General features: G+C 69.7%; 19 protein-coding genes and 1 tRNA gene. 6 read left to right on the plus strand and 14 right to left on the minus strand.

Annotation, left to right across the window (positions count from 1 at the left end):
* Positions 1-23: 23 nt before the first annotated feature.
* Positions 24-2,360, minus strand: a complete 2,337-nt coding sequence (locus O1R50_RS11855) for a beta-glucosidase family protein (RefSeq protein ID WP_270110243.1) — start codon at positions 2,358-2,360, stop codon at positions 24-26.
* 267 nt (positions 2,361-2,627) lie between these two features.
* Between O1R50_RS11855 and O1R50_RS11860 the strand changes: the two genes are divergently transcribed.
* Positions 2,628-3,650 (plus strand): LacI family DNA-binding transcriptional regulator, encoded by a 1,023-nt coding sequence (locus tag O1R50_RS11860; RefSeq protein ID WP_270110244.1) that lies wholly within the window; start codon positions 2,628-2,630, stop codon positions 3,648-3,650.
* Position 3,651: 1 nt separating this feature from the next.
* Here O1R50_RS11860 and O1R50_RS11865 read toward each other — a convergent pair whose 3' ends face one another.
* A complete protein-coding gene (locus O1R50_RS11865; protein WP_270110246.1) occupies positions 3,652-4,911 on the minus strand; it encodes an ABC transporter substrate-binding protein in 1,260 nt (419 codons plus the stop codon).
* Between the two features lie 147 nt (positions 4,912-5,058).
* Positions 5,059-6,126 (minus strand): biotin synthase BioB, encoded by a 1,068-nt coding sequence (gene bioB, locus O1R50_RS11870; RefSeq protein ID WP_270110247.1) that lies wholly within the window; start codon positions 6,124-6,126, stop codon positions 5,059-5,061.
* A gap of 224 nt (positions 6,127-6,350) precedes the next feature.
* On the opposite strand from bioB, the gene O1R50_RS11875 reads away from it, so the two are divergent.
* Positions 6,351-7,295 carry a C40 family peptidase gene (locus O1R50_RS11875; RefSeq protein WP_270110248.1) on the plus strand — a complete coding sequence of 315 codons (945 nt, stop codon included), beginning with the start codon at positions 6,351-6,353 and terminating at the stop codon, positions 7,293-7,295.
* Positions 7,296-7,353: 58 nt separating this feature from the next.
* On the opposite strand, the gene O1R50_RS11880 is transcribed toward O1R50_RS11875, so the two are convergent.
* The gene (locus O1R50_RS11880; protein ID WP_270110250.1) at positions 7,354-8,421 is read right to left on the minus strand and encodes a TerC/Alx family metal homeostasis membrane protein; all 1,068 of its coding nucleotides are present in this window, start codon (positions 8,419-8,421) and stop codon (positions 7,354-7,356) included.
* A 269-nt stretch (positions 8,422-8,690) separates the two neighbouring features.
* Here O1R50_RS11880 and O1R50_RS11885 point away from each other — a divergent pair, with 269 nt between their 5' ends.
* Positions 8,691-8,981, plus strand: coding sequence for an antibiotic biosynthesis monooxygenase family protein (locus O1R50_RS11885; RefSeq protein ID WP_270110251.1), 291 nt, complete (start codon positions 8,691-8,693; stop codon positions 8,979-8,981).
* Between the two features lie 55 nt (positions 8,982-9,036).
* On the opposite strand, the gene uvrB is transcribed toward O1R50_RS11885, so the two are convergent.
* Positions 9,037-11,097 carry an excinuclease ABC subunit UvrB gene (gene uvrB / locus O1R50_RS11890; RefSeq protein ID WP_270110253.1) on the minus strand — a complete coding sequence of 687 codons (2,061 nt, stop codon included), beginning with the start codon at positions 11,095-11,097 and terminating at the stop codon, positions 9,037-9,039.
* 79 nt (positions 11,098-11,176) lie between these two features.
* Here uvrB and O1R50_RS11895 point away from each other — a divergent pair, with 79 nt between their 5' ends.
* Positions 11,177-12,580, plus strand: coding sequence for a hypothetical protein (locus tag O1R50_RS11895; RefSeq protein WP_270110254.1), 1,404 nt, complete (start codon positions 11,177-11,179; stop codon positions 12,578-12,580).
* A 60-nt stretch (positions 12,581-12,640) separates the two neighbouring features.
* Here the strand turns inward: O1R50_RS11895 and coaE are convergent, their stop codons facing one another.
* From coaE to O1R50_RS11915, 4 genes are all read right to left on the minus strand, one after another.
* Entirely contained in the window at positions 12,641-13,831 is a 1,191-nt protein-coding gene (gene coaE, locus O1R50_RS11900) for a dephospho-CoA kinase (RefSeq protein WP_270110255.1), read from the minus strand.
* Positions 13,832-13,905: 74 nt separating this feature from the next.
* A complete protein-coding gene (gene rpsA, locus O1R50_RS11905; RefSeq protein WP_270110257.1) occupies positions 13,906-15,399 on the minus strand; it encodes a 30S ribosomal protein S1 in 1,494 nt (497 codons plus the stop codon).
* A gap of 212 nt (positions 15,400-15,611) precedes the next feature.
* Positions 15,612-18,311, minus strand: coding sequence for a DNA polymerase I (gene polA / locus O1R50_RS11910; RefSeq protein WP_270110258.1), 2,700 nt, complete (start codon positions 18,309-18,311; stop codon positions 15,612-15,614).
* A 142-nt stretch (positions 18,312-18,453) separates the two neighbouring features.
* Complete coding sequence (locus O1R50_RS11915; protein WP_091038394.1) at positions 18,454-19,071, minus strand: ANTAR domain-containing response regulator; 618 nt, start codon at positions 19,069-19,071, stop codon at positions 18,454-18,456.
* 277 nt (positions 19,072-19,348) lie between these two features.
* Between O1R50_RS11915 and O1R50_RS11920 the strand changes: the two genes are divergently transcribed.
* A tRNA-Leu gene (locus O1R50_RS11920) sits at positions 19,349-19,422 on the plus strand.
* A gap of 142 nt (positions 19,423-19,564) precedes the next feature.
* On the opposite strand, the gene O1R50_RS11925 is transcribed toward O1R50_RS11920, so the two are convergent.
* Entirely contained in the window at positions 19,565-19,894 is a 330-nt protein-coding gene (locus O1R50_RS11925; RefSeq protein ID WP_270110260.1) for an IPT/TIG domain-containing protein, read from the minus strand.
* Between the two features lie 313 nt (positions 19,895-20,207).
* On the opposite strand from O1R50_RS11925, the gene O1R50_RS11930 reads away from it, so the two are divergent.
* Complete coding sequence (locus O1R50_RS11930) at positions 20,208-20,696, plus strand: hypothetical protein (RefSeq protein ID WP_270110262.1); 489 nt, start codon at positions 20,208-20,210, stop codon at positions 20,694-20,696.
* A gap of 55 nt (positions 20,697-20,751) precedes the next feature.
* Here the strand turns inward: O1R50_RS11930 and O1R50_RS11935 are convergent, their stop codons facing one another.
* Genes O1R50_RS11935 through O1R50_RS11950 form a run of 4 tightly spaced genes read right to left on the minus strand, consistent with a single transcriptional unit; the run spans position 20,752 to position 25,007 of the window.
* Positions 20,752-21,777 (minus strand): SDR family NAD(P)-dependent oxidoreductase, encoded by a 1,026-nt coding sequence (locus O1R50_RS11935; RefSeq protein WP_270110263.1) that lies wholly within the window; start codon positions 21,775-21,777, stop codon positions 20,752-20,754.
* A 19-nt stretch (positions 21,778-21,796) separates the two neighbouring features.
* Positions 21,797-23,083 (minus strand): hypothetical protein, encoded by a 1,287-nt coding sequence (locus tag O1R50_RS11940; RefSeq protein ID WP_270110264.1) that lies wholly within the window; start codon positions 23,081-23,083, stop codon positions 21,797-21,799.
* Positions 23,080-24,303, minus strand: a complete 1,224-nt coding sequence (locus O1R50_RS11945) for a sensor histidine kinase (RefSeq protein ID WP_270110265.1) — start codon at positions 24,301-24,303, stop codon at positions 23,080-23,082. Before O1R50_RS11945 ends, O1R50_RS11940 begins: the two co-directional genes overlap by 4 nt.
* Positions 24,303-25,007 (minus strand): response regulator transcription factor, encoded by a 705-nt coding sequence (locus O1R50_RS11950; RefSeq protein ID WP_270110266.1) that lies wholly within the window; start codon positions 25,005-25,007, stop codon positions 24,303-24,305. The genes O1R50_RS11945 and O1R50_RS11950 overlap by 1 nt, the downstream gene beginning before the upstream one ends.
* Between the last annotated feature and the right edge of the window lie 22 nt (positions 25,008-25,029).

Here is a 25,029-nt window from a genome sequence, read left to right on the forward strand (position 1 = left end):
GCTTTCCAGCGTTCGGGTCAATACTAGCCGACAACGGTCGCGACGGTGACCTGGGTCGCCAGAGCGCGGGTCCCCGGCTCAAGGCGGCGGGAGCCGGTCACCTCGACGTCGAGCGAGGCCACGGTGTCGGCGGCCGAACGCGCGACGCGCAGTTCGAGCGCCCCGGCCTCGACGATCCACTCGCCGTCGACACCCACGAACGCGGCCAGGTCGACGGGCATCGCGAAGCGGGCCTCGCCGGCCTCGCCGGGAGCCAGTTCGAGCCGCGCGAACCCGACCAGGCGCTGCACGGGGCGGACCGCGGAGGCCACCGGGTCGTGGAGGTAGAGCTGCACGACCTCGGTGCCGTGGCGCGCTCCGGTGTTGCGCACGCGCACCGCGAGCTCGACGACGCCTTCGGGGCCGACCTCGGCGCCGGACACGAGTTCCGGTGCGTCCCATTCGAACTCGGTGTACGAAAGGCCGTAGCCGAAGACGTACTGGGCCGTGGGGTCCACGGAGGAGACCGAGGAGCGCCGGGCGAGCTCGGGGGCGAGGTAGGTGGCGGGCGGCGAGTCGGGGCGGGCCGGGACGCCCGCGGGCAGGCGGCCTTCGGGCTCGGCGGCGCCGGTGAGCACCGCGCTGATCGCGCCCGCGCCCTCCTGGCCGGGCAGGAACGCCTGCACGATCGCGGCGGCCCGCTCGGGGGCCGTGCCGAGCGCGTACGGGCGACCGGAGATCACCACGAGGACGGTGGGCGTGCCCGAGTCGAGCACCGCTTCGACCAGTTCCGCCTGGCGTCCGGGCAGCGCGTGCGTCGGCGCGTCGCAGCCCTCGCCGGAAGTGCCGCGGCCGAAGAGCCCGGAGCGGTCGCCGACCGCGACGATGGCGAGGTCGGCGGCGGCGGCGGCGTTCGCGGCCGCGGCGATCTCGGCGTCGGTGGCGTCGAGGACGGAGCCCGCGGCGAGGTGCTCGATGGCCGTGCCCGGGAGGTCCGCGGTGAGCCGCTCGACGACGGTGGCGATCGAGACGCCCATGTCGACGTGCGGGTACGGGTCGTCCGAGTCGATCGACGCGGCGTCGTTGCGGCCGTGGTGGTTGGGGAAGGCGTAGCAGCCGAGCATGACGGCCTTGTCGTCGGCGACGGGGCCGACGAGCGCGATCCGTCCGGGCTGCGTTTCCGATCCCGCCTGCAGCGGCAGCGTGCCGTTGTTGGCCAGGAGCACGATCGACTTGCGGGCCACCTCGGCGGCCAGCGCGCGGGCGTGGGGCGGGTCGAGGTCGATCACCGCGGCGGGCTCGGGGAGCTCCTCGAGCAGGCCGAGCTCGATCTTCTGGGTGAGCACGCGTTCGACGGCGCGGTCGACCACGCCTTCGTCGATGCGCCCGGCGGCCACGGCGGCCTGGAGGGGCTCGCCGTAGCAGTCGACGCTCGGCAGCTCGACGTCCACGCCGCCCGCGAGGCCGAGCACGGCGGCGTCGGTGCGGTCGGCGGCGACGCTGTGGAGGGAGTTGAGGAAGTTGACGCCGAAGTAGTCGGAGACGACGGTGCCGTCGAAGCCCCACTCGTCGCGCAGGACGCCTTGCAGGAGTTCGGGGTTGGCGTGGGAGGCGATGCCGTCGTTGGCGGCGTAGGAGGGCATCACGGAGCCGGCGCGGCCGATGCGCACGGCCATCTCGAACGGAGTCAGGTAGGTCTCGGCGAACTGCCTGGGGCCCATGTAGACCGGGCCGAAGTTGCGGGCCGCGTGCGAGGCGGAGTACCCGGCGAAGTGCTTCAATGTGGCGATGATGCCGGAGTCCTGCAGGCCCGAGACGTAGGCGGTGGCGAGCGTGCCAGTGAGGTAGGGGTCCTCGCCCATGGTCTCCTCGGTCCTCCCCCAGCGCGAGTCGGCGACGACGTCGAGCACGGGGGCGAGGCCCTGGTGGACGCCGACGCTGCGCATGGTGACGCCGATCTGCTGGGCCATCGCGCCGATGAGCTCGGGGTCGAAGGTCGCGCCCCAGGCCAGTGCGGTCGGGAAGATGGTGGCGCCGTGGGCCATGAAACCGGTGAGGCATTCCTCGTGGGCCAGTGCGGCGATGCCGAAGCGGCTGGAGGCGCGGATGCGCTGCTGGAGGGCGGCGAGGTTGGCGGCGCCTTCGGCGGCCGGAACGGGGGCCGAGCCGAAGGGGCGGGTCAGCTGGCCCAAGCCGTGCGCGATGGCCTCGTCCTCGGAGACCCCGCCGGTCTGCTCGCTCTGGTGCGGGGCCATGTCGGCGGCGTCCGCGTCGACGCCGCGCCACAGGCTGTACAGCTGCGCGCATTTCTCTTCGAGCGTCATCCGCTTGACAAGACCGGCGGCGCGTTCGGCCGCGTCCGCGGGGGTGTCGGTGTCCATGCTGCTCCACTCAAGCGGCCCGGAACACTGGAACCGCTGGTTCCGGGCCGATAGTTTCTGAAACTTTTCTGATCGTTTTCGATACAGGTTTGCACACCATAACATTGATGACGGGCTACTTCTAGGCTTGATTTTGTCTTGGGATGCGTTTGCCCAGGACGCTTAATCGAGCAAAGTTCTCGAAAGTTTCGGGTGGAATCCGGGAGCCCAGAGGTGCCGCTATAAGATGTCGGCACTACGGTTGGGCAGGAACGACCAGGAGGACCCTTGAGCGAAGACGAACATGGGCGCATCACGATCCGCGCCATCGCCGACGAGGCCGGCGTCAGCGTGCCGACGGTCTCGCGCGTCATCAACGGCCGCTCGGACGTCGCCCCCGAGACGCGCAAGCGCGTCGAGGAACTGCTGAACGAGCGGGGCTACCAGCGCCGCCGCTCCACCCGCGCGCCGAGCCGCGCGCGCCTGGTCGACCTGGTCTTCAACGAGTTGGACAGCCCCTGGGCCGTGGAGATCATCCGCGGCGTCGAGGACGCGGCCCACGCCGCGGGCGTGGGCACGGTGGTCTCGGCGGTCCACCGGCGCCGCGCCTCCACCGAGCAGTGGCTGGACAACCTCCGCACCCGCGCCTCCGACGGCGTGATCCTGGTGGTCTCCCAGCTCGCGTCCCCGATCCTGGAGCAGCTGCGCCACCTCGGCGTCCCCATGGTCGTGCTCGATCCCTCGGGCGGTCCCACGATGGACGCCCCGGCGATCGGCGCCACCAACTGGGCGGGCGGGCTCGCCGCGACCGAGCACCTGATCTCCTTGGGCCACAGCCGCATCGGCTTCATCCACGGCCCCAAGCAGGTGCTGTGCTCCCGGGCGCGCTTCGACGGCTACCGCGCCGCCCTCGACGCGGCGGGGCTGCCCTTCGACCCGGCGCTGATCTACGACGGGGACTTCTACCACCAGTCCGGTTTCGACGCGGCCGCCGCGCTGCTGCGCCTGCCCGAGCCGCCCACGGCGATCTTCGCGTCCTCGGACCAGATGGCCTTCGGCGCCTACGAGGCGATCCGCCAGGCGGGCCTGCGCATCCCCGAGCACGTGAGCGTCATCGGCTTCGACGACCTGCCCGAATCCCGGTGGACCAGCCCGCCCCTGACGACGGTCCGCCAGCCCCTCGCGGAAATGGGCGCCCTCGCGGCGCGCACGGTCCTCGAGATGGCGGCGGGCAACGACATCGACTCGCCCCGTCTGGAACTGGCCACCGAGCTCGTGGTCCGCGAGTCGACCGCGAGGCTCGTGAAGTAGCTCAGCCCTGCGGGATGCCGCCGTTCTCCAGCGGCACCGGCGCGGCCTCGACCTCGGTCACCTGGCCGACGTTCAAGTGGTACGTGGTGCCCTCGTAGTCCTGGACGCCGTCGTCGATCGTGGCGATGCCGACGGTCTGGTACCCGGCGTGGTTGCCGTCGCTGTAGGTCAGCGGCACGATGCCGTTGCCGCGCAGGCCGCCCGATTCGACCGCGGCGATGAGGGACTCGCGCGTGGGCTCGTCGCCGGCGGCAGCGAGCGCCTCGGCGAACAGATAGCCCACGCTCATGCCGAACACCGTGTTGGCGGTGAACGGCGCGCCGTCGTTGTACTCGTCGTTGATCTGCCTGAACAGCGCGTTCCATTCGCTGTCGGCGTTGAACGGCAGGTAGTTCACGCTGACCATGCCCTCGAGGAGGGTCGGCCCGGCGTCGCCGAGGTATTGGAGCAGGGTCGGGTAGTCGGCGCCTGAGGAGGAGACGTACCACTCCGGCGACCAGTCGAGCTCCGCGGCCGTGGCCATCGCCATGGCGGTGAAGCCGTTGATGGTGCCGAGGATGTTCACTTCGCAGCCCGCCGTCTTGAGCGCGATGATCTGGTCGGTCAGGTCATCGTCCCAGGACAGGTAGGTCTCGACCTGGGCGACCTCGTTGCTGTCGATGACGATCTCGACGCCCTCGAGGATGCCCTCGCCGTAGTCGTCGTCCTGGCCGAGCACGCAGACCGTCGCGTCGGGCCGCTGGTCGACCGCGTACTGGGCGAGCGCGGCGCCCTCGGTGACGTACTCGGCGTTGAAGCCGAAGGTGTTGGGGTAGATGTCCGGCTGGTTCCACTCCCGCGAGCCCGAGGAGATGAACAGGTCCGGGACGCCCTCGTCGTCGACGTAGTCGAGCACCGAGGCGTGCGTGGGGGTGCCGAGGCCGTTGACGATGGCGAGCACGTCGTCGCGCTCGACCAGCTCGGTCACCGCGGTCTGCGTGGCGGTCGGGTCGTAGGAGTCGTCCTTGACCAGGTATTCGATCATGCGACCGTTGATGCCGCCGCCCGCGTTGACGTACTCGAAGTAGGCCGCGGTGGCCGCCGAGATCGCCGCGTACCCGGCCGCCGCGGGCCCGGTCAGCGGCTGATGAGTGCCGATCGTCACAGTGTCCGCCGTGACGCCGGGCGTGGCCTCCTCCTCGGGCTCGGTGCAGGCCACGAGGGCCAATGACGCCGTCGCGGCCAGTGCCGCGATTGCCGATACCGTTGTGGGAGAACGCATGACGATGACCTCTGACGTATTCGCTACCAATGGGTCACTTACTCGTGAGTAAGTAACACGTGAAGCGAAATCGTATGCGCTTTTGTCGATTTACGGGGTCCGGCGTTCGGTCAAGTTCTCCGTCGTTCGTTCGGCCCGGGAGCGACGCTAGGCGTTCGGGGCGACGTCGGTGCCCGCGCCGCGCTTGCGGGGCCTCACCGCTTCGGGGGCCGCCTCGGGCATCGCCTCCAGGCCCAGCGGCACCAGGCCCGCGTCCGCGATGAGGGCGAGGTCGTCCTTCGCGGCCTGGCCCTCGCTCGTGAGGTAGTCGCCGAGGAAGATCGAGTTCACGATCTGGAGCGCCACGGCCTGCAGGTGCCGCAGGTGGACCTCGCGCCCGGCCGCGAGGCGGACCTCGGCGGCGGGGTTCGCCAGGCGGACCATCGCCAGGATGCGGACGCAGCGGCGCGGGTCGAGCTCCCAGGTGCCCTCGAGCGGTGTGCCGTCGAAGGGCAGCAGGAAGTTGACCGGGATCGAGTCCACGTCGAGTCCCCTGAGCCCCAAGGCGACCGAGACGAGGTCGGCGTCCGACTCGCCCATGCCCGCGATGAGGCCCGAGCACGGGGAGAGGCCCGCGCCGTGCGCGGCGTTGACGGTGTCGACCCGGTCGTTGAACGTGTGGGTCGAGCAGATCTCGGCGTACGAGTCCTCGGAGGTGTTGAGGTTGTGGTTGTAGGCGTCCGCGCCGAGGTCGGCGAGGCGCTCGGCCTGGCCGTCCTTGAGCAGGCCCAGGCACGCGCACACCTCGACGCCCGGCGCGGCGTTCTTCACCGCGGCGATGGTCTTGCCCACCCGCTCGACGTCCATATCGGTCGGACCGCGCCCGCTCGCGACCAGGCACACCCGCGAGGCCCCGCCCGCGACCCCGGCCGCGGCCTGCTCGGCGGCCTGGTCCGGGCTCAGCCACGTGTACTTGAGGACGTCGGCCTTCGAGCCGAGGCGCTGCGAGCAGTAGCCGCAGTCCTCGGGGCACAGCCCGCTCTTGAGGTTCACCAGGTAGTTGAGTTTGACGGTGTTCCCGAAGTGGCGGAAGCGAAGCCGCGCGGCGGCGGCCACCACGTCCATGAGCTCGGCGTCAGTGCTGGCCAGCACCGCTTCGAGATCGGCGGCGGCCGGGTCCTCCCCCGCGTCGGCGGCGGCGGACAGGCGGCTGAGGGCTTCGTGCACTGCGGTCATGGCAAAAATCTTGCCACAGCACCGGCGAGGGGGACCTTTCGCATGGTTCACGGCCATTGGGCGGTATCGGCATCGGACATCACCCTCGGACCGCAGCGTCGCCATCTGGATACACTTGCTACAGTGGGTAGTCGGTGCTGCGAAGAACGCGGCGGGCTGGTGGAGGTCCCCCCTGCTCGCGTTTCATACGACGAACCGCTCGAGCCATCCGGAGAGAACCAACCGTGCCGATCGCACCTGGACAACCGGCGTTGATCGCCGTCGCAGTCGCGACCCTCTGGGCCCAGCCCTCTGCCCCGGGACCGGAGGACCGACTCGCGCTCGGCGTGCCTTCCGCCATCCGCGAATGGGTCGCCCGGCTCACCAACGACATCCGCGCCAACGGCCTCAAAGGACGCGTGCGGACCCAGTGCCTCCTCGGCACCCGCGTCGAGGTCCAGCGGATTACCGACGGCTGGGCCGAGGTGATCTGTCCCCAGCAGGAGACCTCCGGCTGGGTCCCGCTCGACCAGTTGGTGTACCCCGCCGAGGGCGACACCGACGGCGTCGAGCACTTCGTGAGCGCCACCGCGACCGCCGTGCGCGAAGAACCGGGCGGCGACGTCGCCATCCCGGGAGTCACGCTCGGCACCCGACTGCGGATCGTCGGGGCCGCCTACCGAGGCTGGGTCCCGGTGAGCCTGCCCGGACCGCGGCAGCCCGGCTGGGTGCCCCAGCGGGACCTCGCCAACGAACCCGTCGCGGTGCTGTCGAAGGCGGAGCCGCCCTCGATCGGGCTCATCTCCGCCGGACTCGACGCGGTGAAGCTCGCCCAGCAGCTCCTGGAGATCCCGTACCTCCACGGCGGCGTCAGCGCCTACGGCATCGACGCCCCCGGCCTGGTATGGATCGTCTACCGCCAGTTGGGGATCGACGTGCCGCGCTTCAACGACGCGCTCATCGAGTCCGGCGAGGCGGTCGAGTTCGAGGACCTGCACCCGGGCGACCTCGTGTTCATCGAGCACGGCGGCGACCCCAAGACCCCGGCGATCATGGCCGAGCGCAGCCAGTCCGACCTGCCCGAGGTCATCTTCTCGTCCTCGGTCTACGGCAAGGTCGTGGTCGAGTCGCTCAAGGACTCCGAACTGGCCGGCATCACCGCCTGCCGCCGCCTGCCCGTGCAGGCCTGAGACGCCGAAACGGCCCGCCCTCCCATACCGGGAAGGCGGGCCGTTTCGCTTGCCGTGCTTACTTCTCGGCGACGGCCACGGCGGGGGTGCCGCCGCCGCCCTCCATCGAGGCCTCGGACTCCGCGAAGAGCTCCTTGAAGGACTTGCCCTGTCGGCGCAGCAGGATCCAGTTGGCGAGCACGACCGCGGCCAGCACGCCGGCGATGATGCCGAGCGAGAGCGTGGTCGGGATGTGCGGCATCCACTCGATGTGGTGCCCGCCGTTGATGAACGGCAGCTGGTTCTCGGCGAGGCCGTTCATGACCAGCTTGACCCCGATCCAGCCGAGGATCGCGGCCAGGCCCAGGTGCAGGTACTTCAGCGACTTGAGCATCGCGGCCAGCAGGAAGTACAGCTGGCGCAGGCCCATGAGCGCGAAGATCGTGGCGGTGAAGACCAGGTAGGGCTCCTGGGTGAGGCCGAAGATGGCCGGGATCGAGTCGAGCGCGAACAGGATGTCCGTCGAGCCGATCGCGATCATCGCCAGCAGCAGCGGCGTCACGAACCTGACCCCGTCGATGCGGGCGAAGAGCTTGCTGCCGTGGTAGTCGGCGCTGACGCGCATCTTCGACTCGGCGAACTTCATGAAACGGGACTTCTCATAGTGTTCTTCGCCTTCTTCGCTCTCATGGGCGTTCTCGCGCAGCTGCCCGATCGCGGTCCAGATGAGGATCGCACCGAAGATGAGGAAGACCCAGCTGAACTTCGCGATGAGCACGGAGCCCACCGCGATGAAGCCGCCGCGGAGGACGATCGAGAGGACGATGCCGACGAGCAGCACGCGGGACTGGAGCACCGCCGGGACTCGGAAGCCCTGGATGATGAGCAGGAAGACGAAGAGGTTGTCGACCGAGAGCGCGAGCTCGGTCAGATAGCCGGCGTAGAACTGCCCGCCGTAAGACGCGCCTTGCGTGGCGAACATGATGATGCCGAACACCAGCGCGGCGCCGATGTAGACGCCGGCCCACGAGGCCGCTTCTTTTGTGGAGAGTTTGTGGGGGTTGCGGATGGCCATCGCCAGGTCGAGCACGACTACGGCCGCAAGCACCACCATCGTGAGAGCCCAGGCCCACGCGGGGAGGTCCAATGTGTTGCCTTCCTTGCCTTTGGAGGGTCACATGGTCTCTCCCGGTCCTCGCGGACCAGCGCCACCGGGGACCGATCGCGGTCCCGTGCATTGACGACGACGCTAACAGCGACGAGCGCTGCGGGATACTCCCCACATACCTGATTCTGAACAGACGGGACTATTCTGCCTGCCGGAACCCGACTTGTCATCAGTCAGATTTGTGACTTCACTCTCGACACTACGCCGCGTGGTGTCACTGTGGCAGAAGCTGTGGAAAGCTCCGCTTCATGGTTCTCGAAGTCGCTGAAATCAAGATCACCCCCGGGCAGGAGGACGCCTTCAAGGAGGCGTACCGCGCCGCCCGTGAATTCGTGAAGGTCTCCCCCGGCCTGCGCTCGATGCGCATGACGCAGGGCGTCGAAACGCCGAGCCGCTTCGTGCTCCTCATCGAGTGGGACTCGGTCCAGGCCCACGAGGAGGGCTTCCGCGAGACCGACCGGTTCCCGAAATGGCGCGAGGCCATCGGCCCGTACTTCGCCCAGCCTCCGCATGTCGAACACGTCGAGGACGTCGACTAGGCGATGCTTCGTGGAACGGCTCGCAGCCCGAGGGCTGCGAGCCGTTCTCGTCGGCTTAAGCGCCGGCCTCGTCGATCTCTCGCAGCTCGCGCTTGAGGTCGGTGATCTCGTCGCGGTAGGCGGCGGCCAGTTCGAACCTGAGTTCCCTTGCGGCCGCGAGCATCTGCTCGTTGCGCTCGTCGAGCTGCTTGAGGATCTCCGAGCGGACCTTTCCGGCGCCCTGCTCGCGCTTGCCCTTCGGGAGGGTCGCCCAGGGGTCCTCTTCGACCAGCTTCGCGGTCTCGGCCGCCGAGTCGTAGAGGTCCTCCATGATGTCGCCGATGCGCTTGCGCAGCGGCTGCGGGTCGATCCCGTGCTCCTTGTTGTAGGCGATCTGCTTCTCGCGGCGCCGGTCGGTCTCGTCGAGCGCGGACTTCATCGAGTCGGTGAGCTTGTCGGCGTACATGATCACGGCGCCGGAGACGTTGCGGGCCGCGCGCCCGATCGTCTGGATCAGCGAGGTGCCCGAGCGCAGGAACCCCTCCTTGTCCGCGTCGAGGATCGCCACCAGCGAGACCTCCGGAAGGTCGAGGCCCTCCCGGAGGAGGTTGATGCCGACGAGCACGTCGTAGTCGCCGCGCCGCAGCTCCCCCAGCAGCTCGACCCGGCGGAGCGTCTCGACCTCGGAGTGCAGGTAGCGGACCCGGATGCCGTTGTCCATGAAGTAGTCCGTGAGGTCCTCGGCCATCTTCTTGGTCAAGGTGGTGACGAGCACGCGCTCGTTCCGCTTGGCGCGCTCGCTGATCTCGTGCATGAGGTCGTCGATCTGGCCCTTGGTGGGGCGGACCTCCACGTGCGGGTCGACCAGGCCGGTAGGGCGGATCACCTGCTCCACGAACTGGCCGTTCGTCTGCTCGAGCTCCCACTTGCCCGGGGTGGCCGAGAGGTACACGCTCTGGCCGACGCGCTCGCGGAACTCGTCGAAGCGCAGCGGCCGGTTGTCCTGCGCGCTCGGCAGCCGGAAGCCGTAGTCGACCAGGTTGCGCTTGCGCGAGGCGTCGCCCTCGTACATCGCGCCGATCTGCGGGACGGTCTGGTGCGACTCGTCGAGGATGGTGATGAAGTCGGAGGGGAAGTAGTCGATCAGCGTGTGCGGCGGCGTGCCCGCCTCGCGTCCGTCGATGTGGCGCGAGTAGTTCTCGATGCCGTTGCAGGTGCCGATCTGCTTCATGTTCTCCAGGTCGAACACGGTGCGCATCCGCAGGCGCTGGGCTTCCAGGAGCTTGCCCTGGGACTCCAGTTCGGTGAGGCGCTCCTCGAGTTCCGCCTCGATGGTGCGGATCGCGCGGGCCATGCGCTCGTTGCCGGTGGCGTAGTGGGAGCCGGGGAAGATGAGCACCCGGTCGACCTCGCGGACCACGTCGCCGGTGAGCGGGTGGAGGTAGTAGAGCCGGTCGATCTCGTCACCGAACATCTCGATGCGGATCGCCAGCTCCTCGTAGGCCGGGATGATCTCGATCGTGTCCCCGCGCACCCGGAAGGTGCCGCGGGTGAAGGCGACGTCGTTGCGGCTGTACTGGACGTCGACGAGGCGGCGGAGCAGCTTGTCGCGGTCCCACTGCTGGCCGATCGCGACCTCGGTGGCCTGCTCGAGGTACTCGGCGGGGGTGGCGAGGCCGTAGATCGCGGACACCGTGGCGACCACGACCACGTCGCGGCGGGTGAGCAGCGAGTAGGTGGCGCGGTGGCGCAGCCGCTCGACCTCCTCGTTGATCGACGCGTCCTTCTCGATGTAGGTGTCGGACTGCGCGACGTACGCCTCGGGCTGGTAGTAGTCGTAGTAGGAGACGTAGTACTCGACCGCGTTGTTCGGCAGGAGCTCGCGGAGCTCCTTCGCCAGCTGCGCCGCCAGGGTCTTGTTGTGGACCATCACGAGCGCGGGCCGCTGGAGCTTCTCGATCAGCCACGCGGAGGTGGCCGACTTGCCGGTGCCGGTCGCACCGAGCAGGACCACGTCGCGCTCGCCTCGGTTGATGCGTTCGGTCAGGTCGGCGATCGCCGTCGGCTGGTCGCCCGACGGCTCCCAGTCGCTGACCACCTCGAAGCGCCCTTCGGCGCGGGGAATGTCGAATGCCACGGTCCAACGGTAGCGCCGGGGTACGACAGCGCCCGCACCCTGCTAGTGACTTTTCGCGGTCCGGCTCGTTGGTCCCTCCGTGAGCTCCACTACCGCAGTTCCCTGGAAATCGGCCCTGGTGTGGGTCATGGCCATCATCGTCGCGATCGCGGTCACCGGATGGTTCGCCGTCTCGTGCAGCCCCGGCGGCTCGAGCGCCGAACGGCCGGTGAACGAGGAGGAGGCCGCGCTGCTGGCCGGGATGCGCGAGCGCAACCACGGCGCGGATCCGGTCGCGGTGCGCATCAGCCTCCCGATGGACGGCGAGACGGTGACGGCCGACGGCTACCTCGACTGGCAGGTGCCGATGCTGTACGCGCGCGTCCCCGACGCCGAGGGCGGCCGCAGCCTGGTGCAGGCCATCCCGGGCCTCATCGCCACCCGGGCCGACGACGAGGCGGCGTTCGGCGAGCAGCGCGTGCCCGAGGACGGCTGGACGACCAGGCGGATGCTCTCCGGCGCGGCCACGCCCCTGGAGACGACCATCGACATCCTCGCGTCGTCGCTGTTCACACTGACCGCGGCCGAGGCGGACGACCCGGCCGAGCTGGCGAAGCAGGCCACCTGGCGGGAGGAGGGGGTCATCGACGGCGAGCCCGTGGACTCCTTCCGCGCGCCGATCATGGTGGAATCGGACGAACAGGGCGCGAGCAGCCCAGAGGCCCTGTACTCGCTCGACGCGAGCGGGGACCTGCGCCGCTTCCAGGTGAACACGGGCGAGGCGAGCCTCTCGGCCGTGGACTTCCTGCGCGACGTCGAGTTCGACGCGAGCGGGCTCGAGGCCACGGACCTCCTGGGCGGCCCGGCGATCGAGCCGACCGCCGTCGACGAGGACCTGGCCGAGACCATTGCGGGAGTGCGCCAAGGCAACTGGCAAGAAACGGCCATGGTGGACCTGGCCGTGCCGACCGGCGACGGACAGCTGACCACGGGCCGCGGCTCGATCGACTGGCGCACCATGACCGCGTACCTGCATCTGACCGACGCGAGCGGGCAGCGGCTGTTCCTGGCCAGGCCCGGCGGCTACGCCACCGCTGCCGCCGAGGGCGACGAGCTGCCCGAGACCCCGCCCGCCGAGGGCTGGGAGGCGCACGCGCTCGCCGACGAGGGCACCGCGGAGCAGTTCGGGGCGGTCGAGACGCTGGTCTTCCGACTGCTGGAGATGGCCTCGGAGGAGGCCGACGATGCCGACGCGATGGCCGAGAAGGCGTTCCTGCTCCGGGTCGACGAGGTCGACGGCGAAGCGATGAACGTGGTCGAGTTCCCGGTCGCCGGCGACACCGAGGCGGCCGCGGGCCAGTCCGCCTTCCGCTACCACCTCAGCGGCGAGCGGCTCAGCGAGGTCGAGATGATGTCGTACTACGGCGTCGGGAGCGCCGAGCTGTCCGATGAGGACTTCCCGATGGTCGAGATCCCGTGGGAGCTGGCCGAGCAGATCGGCTGACCCGGGACATTCGGAAGGGGCCCGGCGCAGTCGGCCGGGCCCCTCCTCATCTCACCTCCGCTAGCAGACCGGGGCGTGCCAGCCGGTCTCGGCGGCCCAGCGGTTGGCGCGGGGCCAGCCTTCGTGGTCGAACCAGGGCTCCTTGGCCTCGGCGTACTCCGAGGTCGAGTCGGCCTTGGCGGCGAGCACGCCCTTGGCCTGGGCGTAATCGGTCCGGGCGGCCGCGTCGGCGCGCATCCAGTCGCGGAACAGCAGCGCGAACCGCTGACCGGGGCTGTCGATCGGCCGGAAGTGGACATGGGCGACGTTGCCGGGGTCGGCGTACCCGTAGAGGCGCTTCTCCCAGGCCGCGGGGTCCGGGAACTCGGGCTTGGGCGCATCATGCATCACCCTGCCGTAGAACCCGGCATCGCCGAGGGCCTCCTCGAAGGGGTCGAGAAGCGGAAGCGACAGCACGGTCACCTGGATGTCGATGACGTCCTTCGCCGGCAGTCCCGCGACGGCGGTGGAGCCCACATGGTCGATCCGGATCGCGGTCGGGCCCAGAACGCGGCGCAGCCGCGCGGCCAGGTGCTCGAACCGCCGCGGCCAGGCCGGGTCGGATTCGACGAACTGGAGTTTCTCGGGGCGGGGCTCGGCGCGACCGGCCTGCACGTTCTCGGCGTACGGCACGATGCGCTCCTCCCAGAGCATCGCGACGCGGCGCTCCAGGTCCTCGCGGCCGTCCCGGTTGTGGATGACGACGTCGCAGACCTCGCGGCGCTCCGCGTCAGAGGCCTGGGCGTCGATGCGTCGGATGGCGTCTTCGCGGGGCAGGCCCCGCTCGGCGAGCCGTTCGAGCCTGAGCTCTCGCGGCGCTTCCACGTCGATGTTGAGGTGGAAGCCTGGCGCCTGACCGGTTTCGGCCAGGAGCGGAATGTCTTGGACGACGATCGCGTCCTCGGGCATGGCATCGGTGAGTTCACGGGCGCGGGTCCGAACGCGCGGATGCACGATCGCCTCGAGCTCCGCCCGGGCGGGCGGGTTGCTGAAGACGATCTTTGCGAGTTCGGCGCGGTCCAGCGCACCGTCGGTGTCGAGCACCTCTGGGCCGAAACGGGAGACCACCGCGGCGAGCCCCTCGGTGTTCGGGGCGACGACTTCGCGGGAAAGGGCGTCCGCGTCGATGACGCGGGCCCCGAGCTCTGACAGCTTCGCTGCCACCGTGCTCTTACCGGCTCCGATGCCACCTGTCAATGCGACTCTAAGCACATCTAAAACACTACCCGCCCCAGGCGAACGGCCTGGGACGGGCAGTGTGTATTTCAGCTAAACGAGCGACGAACCTAGTTGCCGGCGAGCTTCTCGCGCAGAGCCGCGAGCGCCTCGTCGGTGGCCAGGGTGCCCTGAGGCTCGGCCGGAGCCGACTTCTTCTCAGGAGCCTTGCCGCCCTTCTTGTCGCCCTTGGGGGCCGCTTCGCCCTCGGCAGGCTTGGCGGGAGCCTCGGTGATGACGCGCTCGGCGATCTGCTTGCCGTGCTCCTCCCACCGGGTGCGGGCCTCGGCGTACTGACGCTCCCACTCTTCGCGGGCCTCGTCGTAGCCTTCCATCCACTCGCCGGTCTCCGAGTCGAAGCCCTCCGGGTAGATGTAGTTGCCCTGGTCGTCGTACTGCGCGGCCATGCCGTACAGCGTCGGGTCGAACTGCTCCTCGTTCTCGACGAAGGCCTCGTTGGCCTGCTTGAGCGAGAGCGAGATCCGGCGGCGGTCCAGGTCGATGTCGATGACCTTGACCATGGCGTCGGAGCCGACCTTGACGACCTGCTCGGGCACCTCCACGTGGCGCTCGGCCAGCTCGGAGATGTGCACCAGGCCCTCGATGCCGTCCTCGACGCGGACGAACGCGCCGAAGGGGACGAGCTTGGTGACCTTGCCCGGCACGATCTGACCGATCGCGTGGGTGCGGGCGAACTGGCGCCACGGGTCTTCCTGGGTCGCCTTCAGCGACAGGGAGACGCGCTCGCGGTCCAGGTCCACCTCGAGGACCTCGACCTCGACCGGCTGACCGACCTCGACGACCTCGGACGGGTGGTCGATGTGCTTCCAGGACAGCTCGGAGACGTGCACCAGGCCGTCGACCCCGCCGAGGTCGACGAACGCGCCGAAGTTGACGATCGAGGAGACCGTGCCCTTGCGGACCTGGCCCTTCGCGAGCTGGTGGAGGAACTCCGTGCGGACCTCGGACTGGGTCTGCTCGAGCCAGGCGCGACGCGACAGGACCACGTTGTTGCGGTTCTTGTCGAGTTCGATGATCTTGGCTTCGAGCTCGCGGCCGACATACGGCTGCAGGTCGCGCACACGACGCATCTCGACCAGGGACGCGGGCAGGAAGCCGCGCAGGCCGATGTCGAGGATGAGACCGCCCTTGACCACTTCGATGACCGAGCCGCGAACGACGCCGTCCTCTTCCTTGATCTTCTCGATGGTGCCCCACGCACGCTCGTACTGAGCGCGCTTCTTCGAGAGGATCAGACGGCCTTCCTTGTCCTCCTTCTGGAGGACGAGGGCCTCAACGTGATCGCCCACAGAGACGACGTCTTCAGGGTCCACGTCGTGCTTGATCGACAACTCGCGCGAGGGGATGACGCCCTCGGTCTTGTAGCCGATGTCGAGCAGGACTTCATCCCGGTCGACCTTGACGACGGTACCTTCGACGATATCGCCGTCATTGAAGTATTTGATGGTCGCGTCGATCGCCGCGAGGAGTTCCTCGTCGGAAAAGACTTCTTCGACCGTGCTGTTCTCAGCGTTGCTCGAGGTGGCCTCGATGCTGCTCGTCATGTGGGCTGGTGCTCCGGATACGTAAGAATCGTGGGCTCGCGCCCGCGCCCTCGCTAGACGCGAATGCTCGCAGTTCGTTCCCGGGCCGCCCTTGCCGCTGGCAACGCGTCCTACTCCATTCTGAGGACGCGGACATGCCCAGGCCATCCCAGATTACCGTGCGCGATAACGCCGCGCCAGTCCGGGCCGGGGGCTCGTGTCGACAGCCACCGCTAATGGGCAGCGGCTTCCCACGATTCGCCGAATCCAGCCTGCACCGTGAGCGGCACCGCGAGCTCGGCGGCGTTCGACATCTGCTCGCGGACGAGCGTTTCAAGCGCTTTCGACTCACCGGGTGCAACCTCGCACACCAATTCGTCGTGCACCTGCAGCACCACCCGCGAGTTGAGCCCGGAGGCCCGCAGCTCGCGGTCGACGCCGAGCATCGCGGTCTTCATGATGTCGGCGGCACTGCCCTGGATCGGGGCGTTGAGCGCGGCCCGCTCGGCCATCTCGCGGCGCTGGCGGTTGTCGGAGGTGAGGTCGGGGAAATAGCGGCGGCGGCCCATGATCGTCTCGGTGTAGCCGGTCTTGCGGGCCTCCTCGACCACCCGGTGCAGGTAGTCGCGGACCTTCCCGAAGCGCGCGAAGTACTCGTCGGAGAGCTGCTGGGCCTCCTCGGTGGAGACCGCGAGCTGCTGGCTCAGGCCGTACGTGGACAGGCCGTAGGCGAGCCCGTAGGACATGGCCTTGATCTTGCGGCGGTGCTCGGCCGTGACCGCCGCGGGCGCGACGCCGAAGACCTTCGCGGCGACCGCGCGGTGGATGTCCTCGCCCGAGACGAATGCGTCGATCAGGCCCTCGTCGCCGGTGAGGCTCGCCATGATCCGCATCTCGATCTGGCTGTAGTCGATGGTCATGAGCGACTCGAAGCCCTCGGAGACCACGAACCCGGCGCGGATGTTGCGGCCGGCCTCGGAGCGGACCGGGATGTTCTGCAGGTTCGGGTCGGCCGACGAGAGGCGCCCGGTGGCGGCCACGGTCTGGTGGAACGTGGTGTGGATGCGCCCGTCGGTCTGGATCGTGGCGCGCAGCGTCGCGACGATCTGCTTGAGCTTCTCCACATCGCGGAACCGCAGCAGCTGCTCCAGGAGCGGGTGCTGGTTCTTCGCGTAGAGCTGCTGGAGCGCTTCGGCATTGGTGGTGTAGCCGGTCTTGGTGCGCTTGGTCTTCGGCATCTTCAGCTCCTCGAAGAGGATCTCCTGGAGCTGCTTCGGGGAGCCGACGTTGAAGGGGCGGCCCACGATCTCGTGGGCTCGCTCGGTGGCCTCCTTCGACTGCATGGCGAACCCGGCCTCGATGTCCGCGAAGTGGCCCTCATCCGCGGCGATCCCGAGGATCTCGATGCGCGCCAGGACGCTCGCGAGCGGGTACTCCATGTTCTCGGCGAGGCGCTCCTGGTGCCGGTCGGCCAGGCGCGCGGCCTGCTCGACGGCGAGGTCGCCGATCACCGCGGCGGCGGCGCAGTCGGCCTGCAGCTGCGCGGCGCCGTCGTTCATGGCGGCGTCGAGGCCCACGAGCGCGCCGTCGTCGGCGGGCGTCTCCGGGGTCTCCAGCTCGCGGCCCAGGAACTGCATGGCGAGGTCGCCGAGCGCGTACGAGCGCTGCTCGGGCTTGAGCAGGTACGCGGCGAGCACCGTGTCGGCCTTGATGCCCTGGACCTCGGGCCAGCCCGAGGCATCGGCGCCCCACAGGAACGACTTCGCGTCGTTGACGAACTTGCCCTTCGCGGGATCGGCGAGCCACGCGGCCCAGGCCGCTTCGTCCTCGGCGTCGAGCTGCGAGGGCTCGAACCAGAGCGCCTGGCCGCCCTCGGCCAGCGCGATCGAGTCGAACGAGCCGGAGCCGGAGGCGAAGGTGCCGGAGTAGGCGATCGCGACGGTGCCTTCGCGGGCGGCGAGCCAGGTGGCGAGCCCGCCGGGCACGAGCGCGGCGGCTTCGATGTGGTCGACCTCGGCGGCGGGGACGGCGACGGCGCCGACGGCCTTGGCCGCGAGGTTGGCGTTGAGCCGTTCGCCGAGGGCGCGGAACTGGAGGGCGTCGAAGAGGCGGTTGGTCTCGGCGACGGACCAGCCCTCCCATTCGAGGTCGTCGATGCCCTGCTCGAGTTCGAGGTCGCGCACGAGGTTGTTGAGGCGGTGGTTGCGCAGCACGTCGTCGAGGTGGTCGCGAAGGCTCTGCCCGGCCTTGCCGGTGATCTCGTCTACCTTGGCGACCAGGCCGTCGAGGGAGCCGTACTTGACGATCCACTTCGCGGCGGTCTTGGGGCCGACGCCGGGGACGCCGGGGAGGTTGTCGGCCTTCTCCCCCACGAGCGCGGCGAGGTCGCGGTAGCGGTCGGGGGTGACGCCGTACTTCTCCTCGACCTTGTCGGGGGTGTAGCGGGCGAGCTCGGTGACGCCCTTGACCGGGTAGAGCAGGGTCGTGGCCTCGTTGACGAGCTGGATGGCGTCCCGGTCGCCGGAGGAGATGAGGGTCGACAGGCCCGCCGCCTCGCTCTGGGCGGCGAGGGTGGCGATGATGTCGTCGGCCTCGAAGTTCTGCTTGGTGAGCCACTTGATGCCGAGGGCGTCCAGGAGCTCCTGGATGATCGGGATCTGGCCCTTGAAGTCCTCGGGGGTCTCGCCGCGGCCGTCCTTGTAGGCGGCGTACTCCTCGGTGCGGAAGGACTTGCGGGAGACGTCGAAGGCGACCGCGACGTGGGTGGGCTCCTCGGCCTTGAGCAGGTTGATGAGCATCGAGGCGAAGCCGTAGACGGCGTTGGTGACTTGCCCGTCGTCGGTGGAGAACTTCTCGGCGGGCAGCGCGAAGAACGCGCGGAAGGCCATCGAATGGCCGTCGATCAGGAGCAGGCGCGATTGCGAAGCGGTCACGTCCCCGAGCCTAGCGAGTGGGTCCGACAAGTCCGGCACAAGCCGGTGGCGGCGTGGCTCGGGCAAGAGGTAAGGCCCGCGTCGCATGGTGCGGCGCGGGCCTCGACGTATCTGAAAACCGGGGTGGCTGAGAACCGGGGGCTTACTCGGCCTCTTGGGCTTCCTTCTGCTCGGCCTCGGCGATGACGCGCTCGGCGACGGCGCGCATGGAGAGCCGGTGGTCCATCGCGGCGCGCTGGATCCAGCGGAACGCGTCGGGCTCGGGCATGCCGTACTGGGTCATGAGCAGGCCCTTGGCGCGGTCGACGAGCTTGCGGACCTCGAGGCGCTCGGTGAGGTTCGCGACCTCCTTCTCGAGGGCGGTCATCTCGGCGAAGCGGGTGAGGGAGAGCTCGATCGCGGGGACCAGGTCCGACTTCTGGAAGGGCTTCACGAGGTAGGCCATGGCGCCGGCGGACTGGGCGCGGCTGATGAGATCGCGCTGGCTGAAGGCGGTGAGGATCACGACCGGGGCGATGCGCGCGGAGACGATCTTCTCCGCGGCCTGGAGGCCGTCCATGATCGGCATCTGGATATCGCAGATGACCAGGTCGGGCTGGTGCTCCTGGGCGAGGCGCACGGCGGCTTCGCCGTCGGCGGCCTCGGCCACGACCTCGTAGCCCTCCTCGGTGAGCATCTCGGCCAGGTCGAGGCGAATGAGCCCCTCGTCTTCGGCGATGAGCACGCGCTTGCGCGGCTCCTCGGCGGCCTTGCTCGTCATGCGGGTCCGTACCTTTCCTGCGCGGATGGACGTGGGGGCGTGCGTAGGATCCGGCACACCAGGACGCTAGCTTAGCCGCAGGCTTTCGAGCCCGCACGTTCCTATGCCGAGCGTTTCGGACGATGGAACCGAAACGTGAGCGGCGCAACCCCGCCGCGGTGTTCGCGGTCCGCCGTCCGGAGGTGACCTCGGGCGCCGGGTCGCGGGGACCGGCGGGCCGTCGCCCGCCTCGCACCGGGTATCATTTGCTGCGGCTCCGGCGTACTGTCCGGTGCCCGGCCCGGTATTCCAACTGGCAGAGAAGACGGATTCAAAACCCGTACAGTGTGGGTTCGAATCCCACCCGGGCTACTTTGGAAACACCCAGCTCAAGCGCAAAGAAACCGCCGCCAACCAGGTGAAACACCGGTCAGCGGCGGTTTCTTCATGTGCGGCTGCGTGCCGCTTTCGGACGCTCTGTGGGAGACCCACGGACGCCCGGGACCTGGCTTGGTCAGGACCGGACGGTGAACTTGATCTTGTTGCTCTCCCCGGTGCCGTTGGACACCGAGATCTGGCCGCCACCGGCGGACAGGCCCCGCGGGACCCGCACCTTCACCTGGTTGTCCTCGCCGCGGTGGACGACCTCGCCGCGGCGAGAGTCCTGCCCGACCTGGAAGGTGCACTTGTCCACCGACACCAGGTGGCTGCCCCTGATGGTGATGGTGTCGCCTTCCCGGCCGGACTCCGGCGACGCCTGCTCGATGCTCGGTGCCCGAGTGTCGAGGTCCCGGTCGCGGTCGCGGTCGCGGTCGAGTTCGGGCCGCTGCTGTGCCTGTGTCATCTTGTTCCCCCGTGATCGATGACTGACTCCGGATGATCCGAAAGTCGCTCAGAGCAGATTCTGCGGGAGACGGAAGCCGTCATGGCCGAATCCGCGATGGTCGAGCTGTCGGAAATGCGACGCACTTATCCCAGGCCAAGTTCCAACACCGCCGATTCATTCCGACTAGGATGCCCCGTCGAGCAGATCGCGGGCGCCGGCGGACGAGTGGTCGGCGCACTGACACGATCCGGGGAGGATGCGGCTTGCGTACGGGTTCTATGGTTCTCTTCGAAAGCGTCGAACACTTCTCACACCTGAGGCAGGGCGAGCGATGAGCGAATTTGACACGGTCGAAGACGACTACACCACGGACGGTTACGGAACCGATTCGACCGAGGAATTCTCCACTGAGGACTCCACGTCGTACTCGGACGACTCGTACACCGAGGACGCGTACGCCGACGAGTCGTCGGACGACGTCTACTCCGCGGTCGTGGACACCGACGTCGACGGTGACGGCGTGATGGAGTCGGTGTCCTACGACAACGACGGCGACGGGTACGCCGAGACCATCGAGTCCGACATGGATGCCGACGGCTGGGTCGACACGGTCGCGACCGACGCGGACGGGGACGGGTACTCCGAGACCCTCCTGCTGGACACCGACGGGGACACGCAGCTCGACACGTACGCCACCGACACCGACCTCGACGGCTTCACGGACACCGTGGAGGCCGACACCGACGCGGACGGCTTCCTCGACACCTACGCGGAGGACGCCGACGGCGACGGCAACTACGAGGTCGTCGAAGCGATCTAGACCCGGTCAAAGCCGCTGCCGACCCGCTGGTCGGCGGCGATTTTCGTGTGTCCGGTCAGCGCAGGGGCGCGTTCGCGAAGGCCGCCATGCCCTCGGCGAAGGCGGTCTCGGCGCGGAAGCCGAGGGCTTCGGCGGCGAGGTCGGGGGCGGCGACGACGTGGCGGACGTCGCCCAGGCGGTACTCGCCGGTGACGACCGGGGCGGCCCCGAATCCGGCCGCGAGGGCCTCGGCCATGTCGGCGATGGTGTGCGGCTCGCCGCTGGCGATGTTGGCGGCGCCGGTCCAGTCCGAGTCGAGAGAGAGGAGGTTGGCGCGGGCGACGTCGGCGACGTGGACGAAGTCGCGGGTCTGGCGGCCGTCCTCGAAGACGCGCGGGGCCTTGCCGGATTCGAGGGCACTGCGGAAGATGCTGGCCACGCCCGCGTAGGGCGTGTCGCGGGGCATCCTGGGGCCGTAAACGTTGTGGTAGCGCAGAGCGCACACGGTCGCGCCGGATTCGCGGCCGTAGAGGAACGACAGGTGCTCGGTGTGGACCTTCGTGGCGGCGTACACGTTGCGCGGATCGAGTGCGGCGTCCTCCCGGACCGCAGCCCAGGCGAGGTCCGATCCGCAACGGCCGCAGCGGGGTTCGAATCGGCCCGCGTCGAGGTCGGCGCGCCGCCTCGGTTCGGCGCGCATATCGCCGTGGGTCGGGCAGCGGTAGCGGCCCTCGCCGTAGACGACCATGGAGGAGGCGACCACGAGGCGGCCGTCGAAACGCCGCCGCCACAGGGCCCGCAGGAGGTTCGCGGTGCCCAGGTCGTTGTCCGCCACGTACGCGGTCACGTCGTCGAAGTCCACGCCGAGGCCGACGCGAGCGGCCTGGTGGCAGACCGCGTCGACGCCTTCGACCGCGTCCCGCAGCGACGCTTCGTCGGCGAGGTCGCCCACGATCAGCTCCGCCTCGGGCGGCAGGTGCTTCGGGGCTGCCTCATGTGCGGCGAGGGAGTCGAGGATCACCACCTCGTCGCCTCGGGCCGCCAGCTGGTCGACGATGTGGCCGCCGATGAATCCGGCTCCGCCGGTCACGAGCACGCGCATGGACTGCCTTTCGTTCAGGTCACCACTGCACACGCAGCGCAGCGGCGAGGAGGACGGCCACGGCCAGCTGGAGCGCCAGCCAGGCCCGGGGCCGGGTCAGGGCGCATCCGGCGAGGAGCACCAAGGGCATGAACGGCTGCCAGATGCGTTCGGTCTCCGCCGACGACATGCCCGAGAGGTCCGCGACGGCGACGGCCGCGAGGCACGAGCCCACCACTATCCACATGCGGCGGTGGCGCAAGCGCGCCAGCGCGACCGCGATCGCGGGGCCGAGCGCGAGCGCGAACACGGCGAGGTTGGCGAACAGGAAGTACCAGTAGCCGCGGTCGGAGGCCACGCCCGCGTAGTAGCGGTCGCGGGTGGTCTGCAGGCCTTCCAGCCACCAGTAGCCCCACGCGAGCGGCAGCAGGAGCACCAGCGCCGCGAGCGCACCGCCGGCGAGGATGACCCGCCAGCGCCGCCGCATCACCGCCACGACCAGGAACGGGATCGCCAGTAGCGCGGCCGAGAACGACAGCATCAGCGCCGCCCCGGCGAGCAGCCCCCCGGCGGTCGTCAGCAATGCCGCCTTCGCGCCGCGGCGGCCGGTGGCGAGGACGAGGCAGGCGACGGCGGCGAGGGCGACGCCGCCGAAGATGATGTCGGCGTTGCTGTGCCAGAACGCGGCCGGGGTGACGACGAGGAACGGCGCGGCGCGGCGGGTGAGCCGCTCCCCCGCGACGTCCCGGGCGATGGCGAGCGCGGCCGCGATCGCCGCGGCGGCGCCGAGCAGCGCCAGGGTGTTCTCGAAGATCAGGCCCTTGAACCCGATCTGCGCTGCGGCCCAGAGGAAGAGGACCAGCCCTGGCGGGTGGGACTGCAGGTGGATCGCGAAGTGGTCGGTGGCCTGGATGTCGGTGTAGGTCTCGAGGAACGCGGTGACGCCGCCCGCGTCCTCGACGTAGTGGATCGGGTCGCCGTAGTGGTGGTGGATGTCCGTCCACGTGAGGGGATGCGAGTGGGCGGCGGCGAGTGCGAGGCTGATCGCGACGCCGCCGAGGGCGGTCGCGAGGACGGTCCAGCGCCAGCGCCAGTGCGCCGCGATCCAGGGCAGGGCGGCAATGAGCAGGCCGCCGACCGCGATGGGCACCAGGAGGTTCGGCTCGAAGTGCCATTCCCAGCTGCCGAAGAGCGGCATCGCCCCGAGCTGGAGGCTCGCCTCGGTCTCGGCGAGCTTGCGCTGGCCGAGCAGCCAGGCGGCGTACAGGGTGAGCGCCCAGCCGGTGAGGACGGCGGCGTTGAGGATCAGGGTGCGGCGCTGGGTCACCGGCGCGCCCCGGCGGGGATGCGGACGGTGAAGCGGCAGCCGTGATCGCCGTTCTCGACGGTGACGATCCCGCCGTGGGCCTCGATGAGGCCGCGGGTGATGGCGAGGCCGAGGCCGCCGCCGCGTTCGTCCCGGCGGCGGGCCTCGTCGCCGCGGAAGGCGATGTCGAAGACGCGCGGGAGGTCGTGGTCGGGGATGCCGCCGCACTGGTCGCGGATGTGGACGAGGGCCGCGTCGGGGGTGCCGGTGGCCTCGATGAGGACGGTGCCGCCGGGCGGGGTGTGGCGGATGGCGTTGTCGAAGAGGTTGTCGAGGGCGCGGCAGAATTCGCGGGCAGCGACCTCGACGGGCGGGGTGTCGCCGAGGCGTTCGCGCAGGTCGACGCCTTTGAGTTCGGCGGCGGCGCTGGCTCCGGCGAGGGAGTCGGCGACGGCGTCGCAGAGGTCGACGTGCTCGCTGCCGAGGGTGAGGGAGCCGCTGTTGATGCGGGAGAGCTCGAAGAGGTCGTCGACGAGGGCGGAGAGGCGTTCGGCGTCGGTGCGGATCTGGGAGTGGTAGCGCTTGACGGTGGCGTCGTCGTCGACCACGTCGTCGTCGAGGGCCTCGGCCATCGCGCGGATGGTGGCCAGGGGGGCGCGGAGGTCGTGGGAGACCCACGAGATGAGTTCGCGCCGTGAGGCTTCGAGGGCTCGTTCGCGGCGCTGGGACTCCTCGAGGCGGCGGGAGACGGCGGCGAGTTCGCCCGCGAGGGCGGCGAGTTCGCCGGGGCCGGTGACGGCGGGGGCGACGCCGTGGGTGATGCGGCCGTCGACGTCGACCATGGTGCGGGCGTAGGCGCCGACCTGCTTGGCGCCCGCGTCGATGTCGTCGCCGAGCTGCCAGGCAGCGCCGAGCGCGACGGCGGAGGCGACGATGAGGACCACGAAGAGCACGACCAGGTCGTGCAGGGAGATGAACATGGCCAGTGCGGCGGTGACGACGCCGGTGGCGGCGACCAGGACCGAGGAGAGGGCGACGGTGAGGGTCTGGAGGCGGGCGGGCCGGGTGCGCAGGAGCCGGAGGGCGATACCGCCGATGAGGCCCGCGGCGGCGGAGGCGACGGCGGCGATGGTGATGAGCGCGGCGATGTCGGCGGCGGGGAATTCGAAGGCGACGGCGATCATGCCGGCGCCGAGGATCGCGGCGAAGAGGACGATGACGGAGCCGAGGTAGCGGCGCATCAGGCCTCCCACTTGTAGCCGACGCCGCGGACGGTGGTGAGGTGGCGCGGCTGCGAGGGGTCGTCCTCGATCTTCTCGCGCAGGCGGCGGACGTGGACGGTGACGGTGGAGGTGTCGCCGATGCGCCAGCCCCACACGGTTTCGAGGAGTTCCTCGCGGCGGAAGGCCCGGCCGGGGTTGGCGAGGAAGCATACGAGGAGGTCGTACTCCTTGGTGGTGAGGGTGAGGAGTTCGCCGCTGCGGCGCACTTCGTGGGCGAACGTGTCGATGGCGATGCCGCCGCCGGATAGGGGTTCGGCGGCGGAGCGGGGGTCGCCGGGGCCGGGGCCTTTGGCGCGGCGGAGGACGGCGCGGACGCGGGCGGCGAGTTCGCGGGGCGAGAAGGGCTTGGTGACGTAGTCGTCGGCACCGAGGTCGAGGCCGCTGATGCGGTCGTCCTCCTCGCCGAGCGCGGTGAGCATGACGACGGGGAGGTCGGTGGCGAGGCGCAGGCGGCGGCAGACCTCGAAGCCGTCCATGCCGGGCATCATGAGGTCGAGGACGACGAGGTCGGGGAGGGTGTCGAGGGCGATGCGGAGCCCGGTGGCGCCGTCGGGGGCGTACTCGACCTCGAAGCCTTCGCGGCGCAGATAGCGGGCGACGACGTCGGCCAGGGCGGGGTCGTCGTCGACGACCAGTACGCGCGGGTCGGCGTCGGAGTGCATGGGGTAACGATGACCGATCACG

Origin of the sequence: Glycomyces luteolus (genome assembly GCF_027622875.1) — a bacterium.
GTDB classification, from domain to species: Bacteria; Actinomycetota; Actinomycetes; order Mycobacteriales; family Micromonosporaceae; genus Glycomyces; species Glycomyces luteolus.

What these genes read in the sequence shown, in the direction of transcription:
- O1R50_RS11855 (WP_270110243.1), bottom strand. Translation starts at nt 2,360, where the DNA reads ATGGACACCGACACCCCCGCGGACGCGGCCGAACGCGCCGCCGGTCTT.
- O1R50_RS11865 (WP_270110246.1), bottom strand. Translation starts at nt 4,911, where the DNA reads ATGCGTTCTCCCACAACGGTATCGGCAATCGCGGCACTGGCCGCGACG.
- bioB (WP_270110247.1), bottom strand. Translation starts at nt 6,126, where the DNA reads ATGACCGCAGTGCACGAAGCCCTCAGCCGCCTGTCCGCCGCCGCCGAC.
- O1R50_RS11885 (WP_270110251.1), top strand. Translation starts at nt 8,691, where the DNA reads ATGGTTCTCGAAGTCGCTGAAATCAAGATCACCCCCGGGCAGGAGGAC.
- rpsA (WP_270110257.1), bottom strand. Translation starts at nt 15,399, where the DNA reads ATGACGAGCAGCATCGAGGCCACCTCGAGCAACGCTGAGAACAGCACG.
- O1R50_RS11915 (WP_091038394.1), bottom strand. Translation starts at nt 19,071, where the DNA reads ATGACGAGCAAGGCCGCCGAGGAGCCGCGCAAGCGCGTGCTCATCGCC.
- O1R50_RS11925 (WP_270110260.1), bottom strand. Translation starts at nt 19,894, where the DNA reads ATGACACAGGCACAGCAGCGGCCCGAACTCGACCGCGACCGCGACCGC.
- O1R50_RS11930 (WP_270110262.1), top strand. Translation starts at nt 20,208, where the DNA reads ATGAGCGAATTTGACACGGTCGAAGACGACTACACCACGGACGGTTAC.
- O1R50_RS11935 (WP_270110263.1), bottom strand. Translation starts at nt 21,777, where the DNA reads ATGCGCGTGCTCGTGACCGGCGGAGCCGGATTCATCGGCGGCCACATC.
- O1R50_RS11945 (WP_270110265.1), bottom strand. Translation starts at nt 24,303, where the DNA reads ATGCGCCGCTACCTCGGCTCCGTCATCGTCCTCTTCGCCGCGATCCTC.
- O1R50_RS11950 (WP_270110266.1), bottom strand. Translation starts at nt 25,007, where the DNA reads ATGCACTCCGACGCCGACCCGCGCGTACTGGTCGTCGACGACGACCCC.